At 33.7% G+C, this 15,014-nt stretch carries 14 protein-coding genes; 1 reads left to right on the top strand and 13 read right to left on the bottom strand.

The window, feature by feature from the left end; all coding sequences use genetic code 11:
- Positions 1-182: 182 nt before the first annotated feature.
- From EV197_RS08805 to EV197_RS08795, 3 genes are all read right to left on the bottom strand, one after another.
- Entirely contained in the window at positions 183-380 is a 198-nt protein-coding gene (locus EV197_RS08805; protein WP_130286388.1) for a hypothetical protein, read from the bottom strand.
- A 102-nt stretch (positions 381-482) separates the two neighbouring features.
- A complete protein-coding gene (locus EV197_RS08800; RefSeq protein WP_130286387.1) occupies positions 483-749 on the bottom strand; it encodes a hypothetical protein in 267 nt (88 codons plus the stop codon).
- Between the two features lie 103 nt (positions 750-852).
- Positions 853-2,067, bottom strand: a complete 1,215-nt coding sequence (locus tag EV197_RS08795) for a sensor histidine kinase (RefSeq protein ID WP_130286386.1) — start codon at positions 2,065-2,067, stop codon at positions 853-855.
- A 565-nt stretch (positions 2,068-2,632) separates the two neighbouring features.
- Between EV197_RS08795 and EV197_RS08790 the strand changes: the two genes are divergently transcribed.
- Positions 2,633-4,297 (top strand): RICIN domain-containing protein, encoded by a 1,665-nt coding sequence (locus EV197_RS08790; RefSeq protein WP_130286385.1) that lies wholly within the window; start codon positions 2,633-2,635, stop codon positions 4,295-4,297.
- Positions 4,298-4,691: 394 nt separating this feature from the next.
- On the opposite strand, the gene EV197_RS08785 is transcribed toward EV197_RS08790, so the two are convergent.
- From EV197_RS08785 to EV197_RS08735, 10 genes are all read right to left on the bottom strand, one after another.
- Positions 4,692-5,501, bottom strand: coding sequence for a DUF4393 domain-containing protein (locus EV197_RS08785; protein WP_130286384.1), 810 nt, complete (start codon positions 5,499-5,501; stop codon positions 4,692-4,694).
- A 161-nt stretch (positions 5,502-5,662) separates the two neighbouring features.
- Positions 5,663-6,586, bottom strand: coding sequence for a hypothetical protein (locus tag EV197_RS08780; RefSeq protein ID WP_130286383.1), 924 nt, complete (start codon positions 6,584-6,586; stop codon positions 5,663-5,665).
- A gap of 150 nt (positions 6,587-6,736) precedes the next feature.
- Complete coding sequence (locus tag EV197_RS08775; protein ID WP_130286382.1) at positions 6,737-7,492, bottom strand: hypothetical protein; 756 nt, start codon at positions 7,490-7,492, stop codon at positions 6,737-6,739.
- A gap of 605 nt (positions 7,493-8,097) precedes the next feature.
- On the bottom strand, positions 8,098-8,871 hold the full coding sequence (locus EV197_RS08770; protein WP_130286381.1) for a hypothetical protein: 774 nt from the start codon (positions 8,869-8,871) through the stop codon (positions 8,098-8,100).
- Between the two features lie 25 nt (positions 8,872-8,896).
- Complete coding sequence (locus EV197_RS17295) at positions 8,897-9,076, bottom strand: HNH endonuclease (protein WP_423190649.1); 180 nt, start codon at positions 9,074-9,076, stop codon at positions 8,897-8,899.
- A 37-nt stretch (positions 9,077-9,113) separates the two neighbouring features.
- On the bottom strand, positions 9,114-9,854 hold the full coding sequence (locus EV197_RS17135; protein ID WP_207224199.1) for a hypothetical protein: 741 nt from the start codon (positions 9,852-9,854) through the stop codon (positions 9,114-9,116).
- Between the two features lie 379 nt (positions 9,855-10,233).
- Positions 10,234-10,512: a barstar family protein gene (locus EV197_RS08750; RefSeq protein WP_130286380.1), complete on the bottom strand. Its 279-nt coding sequence runs from the start codon at positions 10,510-10,512 to the stop codon at positions 10,234-10,236.
- Between the two features lie 154 nt (positions 10,513-10,666).
- Positions 10,667-11,503: a hypothetical protein gene (locus tag EV197_RS08745; RefSeq protein ID WP_130286379.1), complete on the bottom strand. Its 837-nt coding sequence runs from the start codon at positions 11,501-11,503 to the stop codon at positions 10,667-10,669.
- Between the two features lie 445 nt (positions 11,504-11,948).
- Entirely contained in the window at positions 11,949-12,797 is an 849-nt protein-coding gene (locus tag EV197_RS08740; RefSeq protein ID WP_130286378.1) for a DUF6624 domain-containing protein, read from the bottom strand.
- A gap of 577 nt (positions 12,798-13,374) precedes the next feature.
- Positions 13,375-14,319 carry an FISUMP domain-containing protein gene (locus EV197_RS08735; RefSeq protein WP_130286377.1) on the bottom strand — a complete coding sequence of 315 codons (945 nt, stop codon included), beginning with the start codon at positions 14,317-14,319 and terminating at the stop codon, positions 13,375-13,377.
- Positions 14,320-15,014: the final 695 nt, after the last annotated feature.

Genomic DNA, 15,014 nt, shown 5'->3' with positions numbered 1-15,014 from the left:
ACTTATCAAAGGATAGAATTAATAAAACCAACTTTACTCATGTTCAAATTTTAATTGAGGATTATTCCACCAGTCAGTTTGTTTAAAATTCAGAATATGCTTTTTAAATTCTGAGTCCATGATTGCAATTTTTTCTTTAAAGTCTTTTAGAAGAACATTTTCAGAAATAGGTTTATGATCAATTACTTTCTGAATTTTCTGTCTAGATTTAATTCATATTTCCATTCTAAAAAGTAATCCTCTTCTTCATCGTTTAGTTCAGCTATCAGTTCTTCATAGCGCAGTAACAAAGCCGCAGGACTTAAATTAGTTAAATTTTCAACTTCTTGAATAAACTCAGTATAGTCTTTCCAATATTTTTGATCCTTTTCGGATTGCATTGATTTATAATTTTATCTCAGCTTGACATACCAGTGAATTCTAATAAATCTATTACTACCATGAATAAAACTCAGATTCGGGCTGAAATTCACATAATTCCACTACCGATTCAATTTTTTGTGCAAATGATTAATTTTATTTTTTTGATCAGTTGTCAAAATAATCTCCGTTTCGGAAATTACATAAATCAAGTGGTCAAATGCACAACCGTATTCGTTTTGCGCTAAAAATTCAAATATAATTTTTTCACTATCTAGAATTCCAATACTTTTCTCTTCTTTGGTTGTTTTTAGGCTTTTCCAATGTTCATTTAGTACACTTTTAGCTAATTCACCAATTTGGCTTTTAGTTGAATTTCCAAAAATCATTCTAATTTTATTATGTCTCTAAAATAGTATTTAAAAATTATCGGCACTGTAACCGCCAGAAGATGCTAGCTGGAGCATATTGCTGGGATTTTTATCGCTCATTTTAAAACCGCACCCTTTTGGCAATGGTAAAAACAAATTCGCTAAAGACACCTAGCTCGGAAGTTACGGTGATCTCGCCTCCTAAATTTTCTACAAGATTTTTTACGGTGGAGAGCCCTATACCGTGTCCTTTTTGTCCGGTATTATCTAGTTGCCCAGCCGTAGTGAATAGCTCAAAAATGGTATCTAGTTTTTCCTTTTCGATACCAATACCATTGTCGCGCACCTTAAATTCATAAAGCTTATCCATTTCAGTAACTGCAATCTGAATGACAGTTTTTTCTTTATCACTGTATTTCAAACTGTTTCCAATGAGATTCATAAAAATTTGTTGAAGGGCGGTACTATTGCAATGTATCGCTATATTATTTTCAGGGGTAAGTATCTCGCAATTATCTCTAATATTCATTAAATCGATAACCCCCTCTAATAAATCATTCACTTCAAATGCCTGAGTATCATCAATGTCGTACGAACTACATTCATAGTGATCCAAAATCTTTGTGATATAATCACTCATCGATAGCGATGATTTTTTGAGATAATCCAGATACGCTTTTCCTTGATCATCTATAAATTCGCCATACTTCTTTTTTACAATATCCGAAGTAAGAATAATATTCGCTAACGGCATTTTAAGGTCGTGGGATACGACACTCGCAAATTCTTTAAGCAGACCGTTGTGCTTTTTAAGACTTTCTTTGGTCGTTATCAATTCGTGATTCATACTGCGCAATAGCAGCAGTCGCTCTACCTGTTTCCCTAATTTCTTTAAGGCACTTCTTTGATCTGGCGTCAGCGCATTAGGCTTATGGTCGATCACACAAAGTGAGCCTATAGGCACTCCGGTATCCGTTCGTAGGGGTACGCCTGCATAAAAAACCACGGGAGTTTCATTTTCGGTGAGTGGATTGTCGATAAATCGTGGATCCAATCTCGCATCTGGGATTTCCAGGATTTCTGTAGGTTCGAGAATGGCGTGCGCACAAAAAGAATGCTCGCGAGCGGTCTCACAGACATCCAATCCCTTCTTGGACTTAAACCACTGTCGCTCTTCATCTACCATCGAAATCAAAGAAACGGGAGTACCACATAGTAAACTGGCCAATTCTGTGATCGTATCATAATCATCATCAGCAACAGTATCCAAAATTTTTAGGCTATGAAGCACTTGGAGACGCTCCGTTTCATTGGCTGGTTGTTCTGCAGGTATCATTCTTAGTTCCTTTGTTGATCAATGGATAAAGTTAGTCATTTAAACGATACCCTTTTTTTAATACACTTACGTATTATGGTTAGAACGATATAAACGACACAAGCAGGATGCTCGCACCAACGAGGAGATTTCTGTTAACGGTCACTTTGGATCGGTTTTTAAATCTTTACACCTTACTATTGTAAAAGAATAGGCTTAGAAGTTGCCACTTGTCTGCCTGTGGCAAAAACTTCGAAGCGCTGCAGTCGAAACCGTTTATAGCGCATTCTCAAAAATAACAAAATAACTACTTTACTTTCAGTGTTTTACACCACTCCTTGCTACTCGTTATTTTAAAATTAGGAGTGCTACTTAGCAAAAACTACTTTTAATAATAGGAATATCTCCTTTACTTAGCAATGTTTCAAAAATACTGATAATCAACTACCTAAAGATTCGTATGCTGCAAACACATTACCATTTTCAATTACGCAAACAGAAGGATCCTGATCCTGGTAAGAAATGATTTCTTGAAAGCATTCACAATGAAATTTAATTTTTTTAATAACTCACAACTTAAAACGAAATGTTTAAAAACTTAATTCTTCTTAGTATTACACTATTGAGCTTAGTGTCAACGGCAGCACCAAATGCTTATGCCTATGAACATGAAGTATGGAAATCCGGGGAACGGTATTATTGGAAAACCTTTGGTGTAGAAAGAAGTAGTTCCACCGATTTGGCGGTGGCTATCGAAGGTGCCATGGGAACTTCTGGAAATCGTGATATTCATATTTTAAATAGTGGAACCTTATATTCTACTATTAACATATCGAAACCAGGCGTAAGAATATATGGCCACGGAAATACGCTTACCTGCAACTTTTCTGGTACTGGTATTTCAAATAACGGTTACGATGGATTTGAAATCCACAATCTGACACTCAGAAACGTAGTAAGTGGCTACGGTATTCGCAGTAGTGCAGCCAGTAACCTAAAATTTACAAACCTTAATTTGATGAATATTGGTTGGATTGGCATCCGTATTGATAGTAAGTCCCGTAATCCCTGGGACCACACAGCATACAACCTTTATATGAAAGATATTTATGTGGATAACACAGGGGGGCACGGTATTGAGACCTACAGCATTGATGGTGTAAATTTCGATGGCACGATGAAGGTTAGAAATACTGGCGGTTGTGGTGTTTTGCTTAACCAATCTCATAACGGAACTATTGAAACTGTAGATGCGTACAATTGTGATTGGGGAGGCGGTTATGCCGGTTTACGTTTTGCAAATGGATGTACTAACCTCACTGCAGAAAGGCTTTATGCAGATCATTGTGGAAGGGGGTTTTTCATTGTTAAATCAGGACCTACTGTCAATTGTCACCTAAACTATGCAGAAATCGGTGAAAGTTCAGATATAGGTATCTGGATAGAAAGGGGAACTAATTGTAGTGTAAAATCAGGTTGTAGTGAGTCAGGTGTATCCGTTTCAGGGGCTGGAAGCTATGCAAATGTCAACAACACTTGCTCATCTGGCATAGAAAATGGAACTTATGTACAATTAAAAAATCGCGCAACAGGCTTATTCCTGGATGGCATGGGTCGCACTGCAAACGGAGATCCTGTAGGGCAATGGCCAAACACAACGCATTTCAACTCCCAATGGGAGGTCGTAGATGCCGGTAGCGGATACAGCCAACTTCGTAATCGTGGAACTGGGTTGTTCCTCGATGGCATGGGGCTTACTACAAATGGAGCTACTATTGCGCAGTATGCAAACACCGCTCATTTTAATGCACAATGGGCACTAGCAAAGTATAGCGGAGATTACTATAGAATCCAAAATCGCGCAACAGGCTTATTCCTGGATGGCATGGGCCGCACAGCCAACGGAGATCCTGTAGGGCAATGGGCCAATACCACAAGTCCTAATGCGCAATGGGAGGTCATTTATGTGGATGCTGCTAATCGGGTAGCTGATCAACAAACCTTATCTGAAACAGCTGCGATCACCTACTATCCTAACCCGGTGAAAAATGAACTTAACATCAAACTGGCAGAACATAAAGGCAGTGCAACTACTGCAACAATCCTTACAATGGCTGGTGATGTAGTATCAGTGACAAGCCTTAACGACGTAAACAATACAATTGATGTACAAACCCTGATACCAGGTATGTATTTTATTCAAGTATCAAATCACTTAGGTATCCGAACAACAAAGTTTATCAAAAAGTAATGTTGTAATTAGTCCATTGCGTAGCAACTTGCTATCATTACCCCTTAGCACTCGTTATTAGTAACGAGTGCTTTGGTTTACTTTCAAAACCAAAGTCCAATGACACAATGCTTAGGAATAGGAAACTTATAATTAGGACTTATGATCAACTATAGTGCAAAACTAGTTTGTCATTATAATAATTTATAAACTAACCTGGCACCCGAAAGGGTTCGGGCGCTAGGGTCTCTTTTTTGTTGTTATAAATAATTAGTTTTTAGGTTAAAGTTTCGAGGAGCTGGGAAGATTTGCAAAATATTTAAATACTTAAAAATCAATATTATGAGATAATTAAAAATAAAATATTAAATTAGAGAAGATGGACTAAAGCTTTTCATAGAAAACATTGGTGGCATTAGTTTTTTATTTTCTCAAATGAACAAGCTTTTATAAAAGATTTTCCAAAGTCAGTTATTTGATAGTAGCTTTTCTTCTTTTCAACTTTAGAAAATGCGCCTGTTTTTGTATAACTTTCATTCACTTTTTCAAATTCGTATTGTTCATATAAATTGTTGTATATATTCTCATCCATTTTATGCAATTGATGAGATATATCTAAAACTCCCATACTAGTTAAATTGTCTAAATATGTACTAATGTTTTGTGGAAATAGTAGTTCTAATTCAGTTTGTAAGGATGTTCCGTTTTTTAAAATTTCCATAAACCCTCTATTTCCTTCTTTCATATGGGCTCTTAATGAAATGCATGGGATAAAATCTTTATTTAGTAGATGTTTTATTATTCTAGCTTCGTCAACCGACAGCCTTTCAATTAATTGTATAAAACTAGGATGTGCTAAATTGACAGTTTTTGAAGAACTTGCTTTTGTCAAGAGACTTGTAAAAAGGTCAGCAATTTCATCATTTGTAGTATAACTTAATTTATCAATTATTGGTGTTCCAATTTGTGGATTGACTTCACAAATATCCTCTTCAGGTATTGTATCAAGTTTTTCTTTATAGTCGTTTAATCTTTTTTCAAAATTCAGTTTAAATTTTTCATTTAACAACTTTACAGGTAAAAGAATTGAAGTACTAAATTCTAAAACGGTTTCAAGAGCAGTTCCTACTTTTTTGACTCCAGGTTGTGCTAAATCCTGATAAATTGAAGTTAGGACTTGTGGCACATCTTTTACCAATCCAATTAGTTCTTTTCCTGCTTCCATTTTTGTTTGTTTAAATTAATGCCAACGATTATTGCCAGGATAGTAGCCGTTTGCGGACGACAAACCTATCAAACCGCTACAATTTTGAAGCGGGCTAAAACCGCCTGAACATGCACTTTCTCGGCTATTATTTTTACATATTGTTAGTGGCTGGGCTTTATTCATTTCTTATTCTTATATTGTTCCCATAATCCATCTGATACTGGTTTAGCAAAATTTGTTTTAGGGTCAACTGATAAAAACATCAGTCCATTTTTTACTTTTGGATTTGTTAGATTTTGATGAAAATAAGAGTTTTTTAATATCTCCAATCTTAATGCGTCTAAAATAGATTCAATATCAATGAAGCATTTTTTAATCAACCAAGATGATAAAAAAGCTAAGGTGATTTTCTCATCAGGGTATTCTTCTCTAATTACTTTAAAATGTTTAATTGCCAAATCCGATGCTAATATTTTTAAATCAAATCTAAAATCAACAAGTTTTACAGATGTATTAAAAATATGTTGGTCTTTCTTATTATGTAATAATCTTGAACGATAATCATACAACTTACCTGCTATTTTCTTATCAAGCTCTGCAATCACTTTTCCAATTTCCAGATTAGAAAACTCGTTATTTTTCCCATGTGCAGATGATGCTAATTTAGTCCAATACAAGGTCTTTGATTTGTTAGTTAAGCATATGTAACAGATCAAGTGACTCAAATAGTCAAATACAGATGATAATTGAAAAATAATATTGTCAAATACAGATGAAATTTCTAAATCAACTTTTTCAAAATAAGGATTCCCCATCGGAAACGCATTAAATTTCTTAGGGTCCTTTTGGTGTAGTTCCTGTAAATAATGTTCTGCATAATTTAATTCTCTAAGAAATATAAGATATTGATGTTTCAATGAAAAGATTCTATAATGCACATTATCCTTCAGTAGAAATATGTTTTCTTTAGAATTCTTATCTGATGAATGATCATCGTACATTACACAAATTGAACGTATACCCTTCTCTGCTCTCCAACTTTGTCTATCTATTTCTTTAAAGTCAGCCTGTCTATCATCGATATTTAATATCTTATCTTCCAATTTTGCAGTTTAGTTATATAGTCTTCTTGCCTTGCCGCTAAAGGTTTTGTGTAAGATTAGTTGCATGTTTATACAACTAATTTAGCAAATACAAACCGAATAGAAAATCCGCGAGGATTTTCGTAAGTAGGCTAGAACCAGCAATTAATTTTATACGTTTTTGCCAGTAGTTTTTTTGTCAGTTATAATTTCTGTTTCGTTAAATATAGATAACTTCAAGGTTTTTAATAATTCCGATGGTCTAAATTCAGTCAGTTTTAGATTAGTTAATATTCTTTCGAATGCGATGAAAGTTACAAAAGATTGTAAAATTGCTTTGTCAATATTTGGGTTTTCATAGTAGCTACTTTGTTGTAATCCTAAAAAATTAAATATAATTAACACTATAAAAAATATAGAGTATATAACAAGTTTTATATTGTTTTTAGAAACGATATATTCACATAATTCAACAAGTTTAAATCTTTTCATTTTTTCTGATTTTCTTGCTAAAAAAGGAATAAGCTTAAAAGTCAGAAATGTAATTTGCTTATGCAGTAATGTAGCTATAATCACTCCGGAAGTTATAATTAAATAAATCCAAGTTTCTTCTTTCAGTCCAGTTATTAATTGACTTTCGTCAATTCTATAAAGTACCATAGGAATAGAAAAAGATAATCCTAAATAAGCAAATAGATAGATTTGAGTTGACAGTATTGGGATGGCAACTGTAACAAAACCAATTAGTAAAGAGAAAGGCAATAAAATGACTTGTACTATAAAATCAAAAGTCTTGTTTTTAAATTTTTGATTTAGCTGATAAAATATAATACAGACAATAATATAAGTTCCGATTAACCAATATAGATTTTCAATAGTGGAAGCGTATTCAGTTAAATATTTAATTCCGACTACGAGTAAAATCATTCCCAAGTTAATGAGAAGGACTATTACTGTTGATATGATTTCTTTCTTAAGATTGTTCAATTTTCAAATTACTGGTAACATCTTTATAAAGTCACCCTCTAGTAACTCTATTTCTCTTTTTTCGTTAGTCTAGGTACTTATATATCTTACTTATTGGTGCATATAAGTACTTACTAAATTCAAAACTAGTAGTCTTCTCTTGATTTCTATTACAAAAAACCACAGACAAGAACTGTTTCAATACATGTAACGACTTAATTATGTGGGGTGGGTAACGATAAGTGTAGTAAAGTAACTAAATTTTTGGGTAAACTAAAAATTTAAGTGTGTGAGTCAGTGAGTTTATGATTTCATTGACAGCGTATGGCTTCCTCGTTATTTATTAATATCACCCGCCAGCTGTAGTAATACATAGAACTCCAACTACATCTCGATATATCCTGTTGAGCAAGGAGTTGCAAACTTCGAAGAGGTGGGATTTATCAACATTTAAACACTTTAAAATAAAAACTATAAAGTAATTAGAAATAAAATGTTAAATTAAAGAAACTTAATTAAGGCTTTTCATGGAATACCTTGTTAGCCACCGTTATTTTTATACCGGTTCAGCTAAAAAGTGTCTTTCTAAATTCTTTTACGTATTTACCTTTATGGAATTTCCATTTCGGATTTTCGTCAAAAATTTGTTCAAATAAATCTTTTGTCATTGAGTGACCAAAACTGTGAAACACCATAGCTAAAATCATATCGTACGCTCGGAATACAATTTTATTTATATCCGTAAACATTTTAGCAGATTCAAATCCGATGGTGTTATTCCGTTTGTAATTATTCACTTGCTCGTCAATTTGTTTTTTAGAAGGATGGACATAAGCACAAGCTTTATAGAAGAAATCTTTTAATTCACTTCTGAATTGAGTTTTTATCTCGTCCGAAAAGGGCGTTGAATAATCTTCTATAACTTCTATTGATGAATTAGGGACATTATCCCTTAAATATTCCGTTTTTGAGTCGAAACTGTCTCCCATTTTCACATAATCTACTAAGACATATTTAGTTGTCATTTCGATTAGATACCTTAACTCTCTTCTCACTGTATTGTGAATTCCATTTTCAACCATTGTTTTAATTCCAATAGCAGATTGAATTAAATCATCAATTGTTCTTATGCATAAAAAGTTAGTATAAATATCTCCACCTCTTGTTGAATAAATTGAAATAGCTCTAGTTGTATTTACAAAATCCATTGATATTGCTTCAAGAGTTTTAATTTCTTGTTGATATTGCTGAGAATTATATACATTATCTCTCCAATCAGAAGTTTTTGAATTTAGAGATTCCTTAAATTTTTTGCTTAATTCTTCAATTGGATCTTCCATAATTAAAATTTACAGGATGTCGCTGTTAGCCTCGATCTTTAATTAATTTCTTAAGTTTTTCTATACTTAATGTGTCAATTTCACGATGAAGCATTCTATGACAATTTGCACAGACTAAAGCCAAGTCATTTATTGATATTAAAGATTCACCTTCTAATTCAGACAAAGGCTTTTTGTGGTGACATTCAATAAACCCTTTTCCCAAATCTCCATAAATCTTATAAAAGTCAAATCCACAAATTTCACAATCTAGTTTGCCGTGTTTTTTTTAAATATCTTTTCTTTTTCTTTTTATTCAATTTAGGATTTCGTTCTCTATGTTTATGTAATTTATAGATTACTTTTCCTTCTTTTACTTTTAGTTGTTTTTCGTCTTCGTCATCTCCAATTTGATACAAATTTTCGGTTAGTTCCGAATCAGAAACAGTTTTCCTTATTTGTTCTGCGATTCGTTTAAGTCCATCATTATTATTTTGAAACTCAAAGAAAACTTCTTTATCAAGTTTACTGTATCTATCCATTCCTTTGCCATCATATTCAGGGTCAATGGCTTTGAAGTTATTCAACTTCATAGAAACACCATTCGGATTTCTAAATTTCATACTATCAATTCTCTGTGTATGGATTGGAAGATTATTTAATATTTCTGAAACTTCAATGATTTTAGGATTCTTACTATCCATTTCCCTTGGTTCAATTGAATGATAAAGGTCAAGTGCAAGTATTATTTCATCCCTATGCCATTTCGGTGGTCTAATAGATTTTTTAGTTTTTGGATGTTTAATTAAACTTACTATCGCCCCATTTCTATTAAACAAATTTGAATAAGTTCTGGTTCTTCCGTGTATTTGAAAGGCAGTTATATCTGAACCATCTTTCTTCCGATACAAATTATTTTTATTCAATTCGTTCGCGATTTCAGTAGTCGTCATTTGAGTTCCTTTTGACTCAATAACTTTTACAATCGCTTCGTGAAGTTTCATTTTTGATAATCGTTTTATAAATGGTGGGCAACAAATTTATAAACCCAATTGGGTTTATTTCTATTATATCTTTCTAAAGATACAATAATACCTCAAAAACCTTAGGGATCAAATCATTTACTAGACTAAACACATCTCGATACATCCTGCTGCGCAGCACACTAAACCCGGATGAAACGGTACAGTGTGACACCGCTGTTACTATGTAAATAAAATGTCAGGTCGAGTGGCGGATGGCGTAAAGCGCCAGCCGTTGTATCGAGACCCATTACTCAGTAATCATAACGTTCAATCCTTTTCTTAATACAACTCATCTCGATACTTCCTGCTTCGCAGAAAGTTGCAAAATTCAAAGAGCCAGGGTCTACCAATATAGCAATCAAGCCAATTGTAATTCGATATTCTCGTGTTCTCTAATAATTTCAATTATTCGGTCATAATATTTTAAATCCGCTTTGCTTTTTTCACTTCTGTGCCATTTTAGGATATATTTTTCGTTAACATCGTGAACTCCAAATCCCCCATACAGTACATCATTAAAGGCATTAAGATTACGTCCAATTTTCCAATTCAATCCAGAAGTCAATTTCGATTCTATCTCTCGATAAAATCCATTCATATTTGAAAATTTATTTCCGTTTATCTCTATTATTCGCATTTTGGTAAATTAATCGCAACGTGTTTGTATTAGAATAGTTGCGGTTTTGTGTGCGAGGATTTTTCGAATGGAAATTAGACGTAACAAAACCGCAACGACCTTTGGTTAAGAACTAATTTAGCAATTATTTTTATACGGTTTTTTGGGGAGTGCTTTACTCCAAAATTCCCCATATAACTCCTATTATTGTCGCTAATCCAACAATCAATGCAATAATTACATTCGCTTTCGACCAATTCGATTCTTTTTGTTCAGTTCCATTATTAAACGATTGTTTTTTGATTGTAGAATCATTATTTATAGTCAAATTTCCGTAGTTAATAATCTCCTGTTTTGAGCCTTCTTTTACATTCACATCTTGTTCTTTTAAGTAATCAATAAAATTATTACCTTCTTTTTCAAACCATTTTAAAAATTCCGGAATATTATCTTTAGAGAAATCAGGAACTGTTTGTAAATCTCCATCTTCTATTGCTAAATCTCCATCTTTAATTTGTAAGTCAAATTCTTGATTTTCTTCAAACCATTTTTTAAAATGCTTTCTAACACTTTGTTTGTCCAAGTTTATTAATCTTTTTTCTACTATAATGTCTAAAAAAAAATCGGCTTGATTAGTTCTTTTTTCAAGAAGTCTGTCATAATATTTATCCCACTCTTTTTCATCAAATAAAGGATTGCCATTAAATTCCTTTTCCATTTCTCTTTTGAGAAGTAAAACTATTGTAGACTCATTTTTTTCGACAAATTCTCTGCCTTTTCCACTCAAGTTATATTCACATTGACCGCTTAAAGTAGAATTATCTCTTCCTCTTACAAAATCTACTAAATTTAATTCTTCGAGGATATATTCAAGTGTTTTAAATTTCTGTTTATTTTTCTCACTTGGAAGTTGATTTCCTTCAATTCCCATAGCAAGTGAAATGGGATAATTAGAATCATATAATTTCCTTAAAAACTGGTCAATAAAATTGGCTTTTTCGCTTACTTCCATCGTTTTTTTGCAATACCCACAACAAATTTACAAACCCAATTAGGTTTATTTCTATTATCTTTTTAAAGATACAATAATACCTAAAAGCCCTAAGGCTAACGGCTCCTACTTATTTACATAATTCTTAACAATAGTTTTTAGCCTTACCCAACACCAACAACCAAAACTACTTACAAACTCCATCCCAACACTTCTGGGTAAGTTGTGACACCGCTGTTACTATGTAAATAAAATGTCTGGTCGAGTGGCGGATGGCGTAAAGCGCCAGACGTTGTATCGAGACCCATTACTAAGTGCTCATAACGTTCAACGCTTTACTTGATACAACTCATCTCGATACATCCTGCTACGCAGGACACTCGATGTGACAAATCGGGACAAGTTATGACAGATCGGGACAGTGTAATTCCTCAGGCTTCGAGACACCTCAGCCTTCGGGACTTACTTACTCCTCTTGCGCTACTGTAAATTCTATATCCCATCGTTGCAGATAAGCTTCTAAAGGACCAAAGCCAATTGCTGCTCTTCTTTTGTTGACAGTTTCAGGATTCGCCAGATCGTAGAGTACAAACTCACCTTTCTTTTGGGTAACCTGAGTGCCGTAGAGCTGAGGCTCTCCGTCCATCATCAGTATCCTATCCTTCATCATAGCTATATTGGTGGCTTGTAAGTCGCCATTGGCAGCTGCTTTTTCTAATAGTGGCAGATACTTTTTTCGGTTCGCGTTATCTGCATGCTGAAATACCAACCAGATCGCTGTCATTTGTAATTGATTTACCTGAGCTAAGGTAGGCATACCGCATTTTTCGATAATGCTAATAACCATTACCAAATTTTGTCTATCTACATCCTGATCTAACTGTTGCTCACCAGAGCGCATCCCTTGATCGGATTCATAAATCTTTTGTAATAATTGTGGTAATTGATCACAATCTACATCCACCACAGTTATAGGTTCTTGCTTATTATAAGCCTCTTGTATCTTTTTTCGTATTGCCTTATCTTCTTCATTAGCTTTCCTCAGGACTAACTCTTTGATTACATTAGTTTCATCTACATAATAATCTGCAGCCCATTCATCAGGATCATAATTTTTTCGTAAGCTATCCAGGGGAATGATCACTCCCATTTCGGTTTTATAGGTCACTTTAGTAACATCAGGGTATTCCTTATTCGTTGCTTTTTCGAGTAGTTGCTCTTTGGTGAGTTTGGTTAAGCCTTTAGGTTGGTATTTTTTATCCTTACAGGCAGATAGTAACGTAATGAGTGATAAAACAATAATGATTTTTTTCATAAGACGGTATGCGTATTCTTGTTGATATCGGTTTGAACTTTTTCAAATATAAATGAAATGGTAGTATTACCTATAGATATGGAATTTTCCTTTACCAAAAGATTGCAAAAAAAGTCGTTCTCCTATCATTGTTATGAGCTAACAAGCCGCTAAATTTAGCATGCAATACAACTCTAATGACATCTCGATACATTCTGTTTCACAGCACACTCGACCTCGATGTGAGAGATCGGGACAGTGTGACAACGCTGTTACTATGTAAATAAAATGTCAGGTCGAGTGGCGAATGGCGTAAAACGCCAGACGTTGTATCGAGACCCGTTACTAAGTACTCATAACGTTCAATGCTTTACTTGATACAACTCATCTCGATACATCCTGCTGCGCAGGAAACTTGACCCCAACGGATCGGGTTTTTAGCAAGGTATTATTTTAATCTATACTTTAAAGTTACAAACTTCGTAGAAGTGACTCTAAAGCTCAATATTATCTAGTTCATCATTGTAACATTTTTTTTTCAGTTTGATGAATTTATGTAATTTTCCGAAGCGATTTCATAATCAAACATCTCTCTATTTCAATTTTTTATACATCTAACGCAATGTCTTTGAGTATTAACACCGTCTACAAGAAGGTTATCAAGTATAAAAAAAGAATTAGCATCTTTTGTTGTACCAAATATGGAATATCTTCCTTGACTACTTATAGTACTTGTCCATTGATAACCTTCTTCTCCAGTATTTCCAAATTGGTTTTGAATATTCCAAATTCCGGTTGGCAGATGATTATATCCGCTATAATTATTCCCACCAGTGTTTCCAACCCATCCGCTAACACTTTTTAATAAAGCTTCATAATTAAAAAATCCAAATTCTCTCTCAATAGCTACAAATTCAATTAATTGATTGAATTCTTCATTTGACGGTAAATGCCATCCCTCGGGACAAGATACAAGAGCATCCTCAATAAAATAGAAGCGGCCATATAGTGATACAGTTGATTCATCATTATTTAAGGCAATTGCTGCATCGTTTGTTCTAAATCTAAGATTATCAACCATCCATATTTGATCTCCAATACCTATCCATCGATATTCTTCATTATCTCTTGGATCGATGAAAGTTCCTGAATTGGCAATTGTAGTAAATGTAAAAACTGGGCTTTCCGAAACTCTATCATTAGCATCTGTAGCCTTGACCTTCCAGTAATAAGTGTTTTGATTGGTAAGTAATTTTGAATAATTAAAGCTGATTTCATTTATATTTTCTTTAATTAATTCGAGATCGTTGGGGTTTAGCCCTAAATAAAAGTCATAAGTTATTTCTACTCCATCAATAGAACCATTAACAGACCAATTAAATGATGAGCTAGTATCAATATTATCGCTGTTATTCAAAGGAGTATTTAAAATAACTGTCAGATTTTCTTGTTGTATCGATGGAGTAGAATCATCGGAAGCACAAGATTCTAAAAAAGTTAGTATAAAAATATAAATTACAAGTTTTAAAAATTTAGTTTTCATAATTAGGTGTTTTCCGTTTTTATATTTTTAACAGTAATATTTTTTGTTACCATTGGATCAATTCCGAAAACAAAATGAGGATTATAAACAATATTTACTTTAATGTTTTCAACAAAATAAGAGGTTGCTCGTGTCTTCCACAAAAATTCTCTACACAGGATAATCGCTATAAAAAAGGCTAGTACCAATATTGCTTTTCGTTTTATGAAATATCTCATTTTGTTAATGTAGCACAACAAATTTATAAACCCAATTGGGTTTATTTCTATTTTTTTTAAAGATACAATAATACCTCAAAAACCTTAGGGATCAAATCATTTACTAGACAAAACTCATCTCGATACCTCCTGCTACGCAGGACACTCGACCCCGACGGATTGGGACAAATTGTGACAACTTATTGTGCCCTGAGCGTAGTCGAAGGGCTACTTATAAAACCTTAGCCTTCGTTCTTCAAACTACCAACTACAAACTACAAGCCTCACCAACTCATTAACTCACCCACTCACCTACTCACTTACTCCATCCCGAGACTTCGGGGCTTGCACCTCAGGCTTCGAGTCACCTCAGCCTTCGTACTACAATCTACCAACTACAAGCCTCACCAACTCATCCACTCACCCACTCACCCACTCACCCACTCCCTTGTTAAAGTATTATTAAACCCTTAGTGCTTTCTACCTCATCCGTTATCT

This window comes from Aquimarina brevivitae (genome assembly GCF_004216895.1).
Lineage (GTDB): Bacteria > Bacteroidota > Bacteroidia > Flavobacteriales > Flavobacteriaceae > Aquimarina > Aquimarina brevivitae.
The sequence above is the reverse complement of the archived record's forward strand: the minus strand, read 5'-3'. Positions and strand labels throughout refer to the sequence as shown.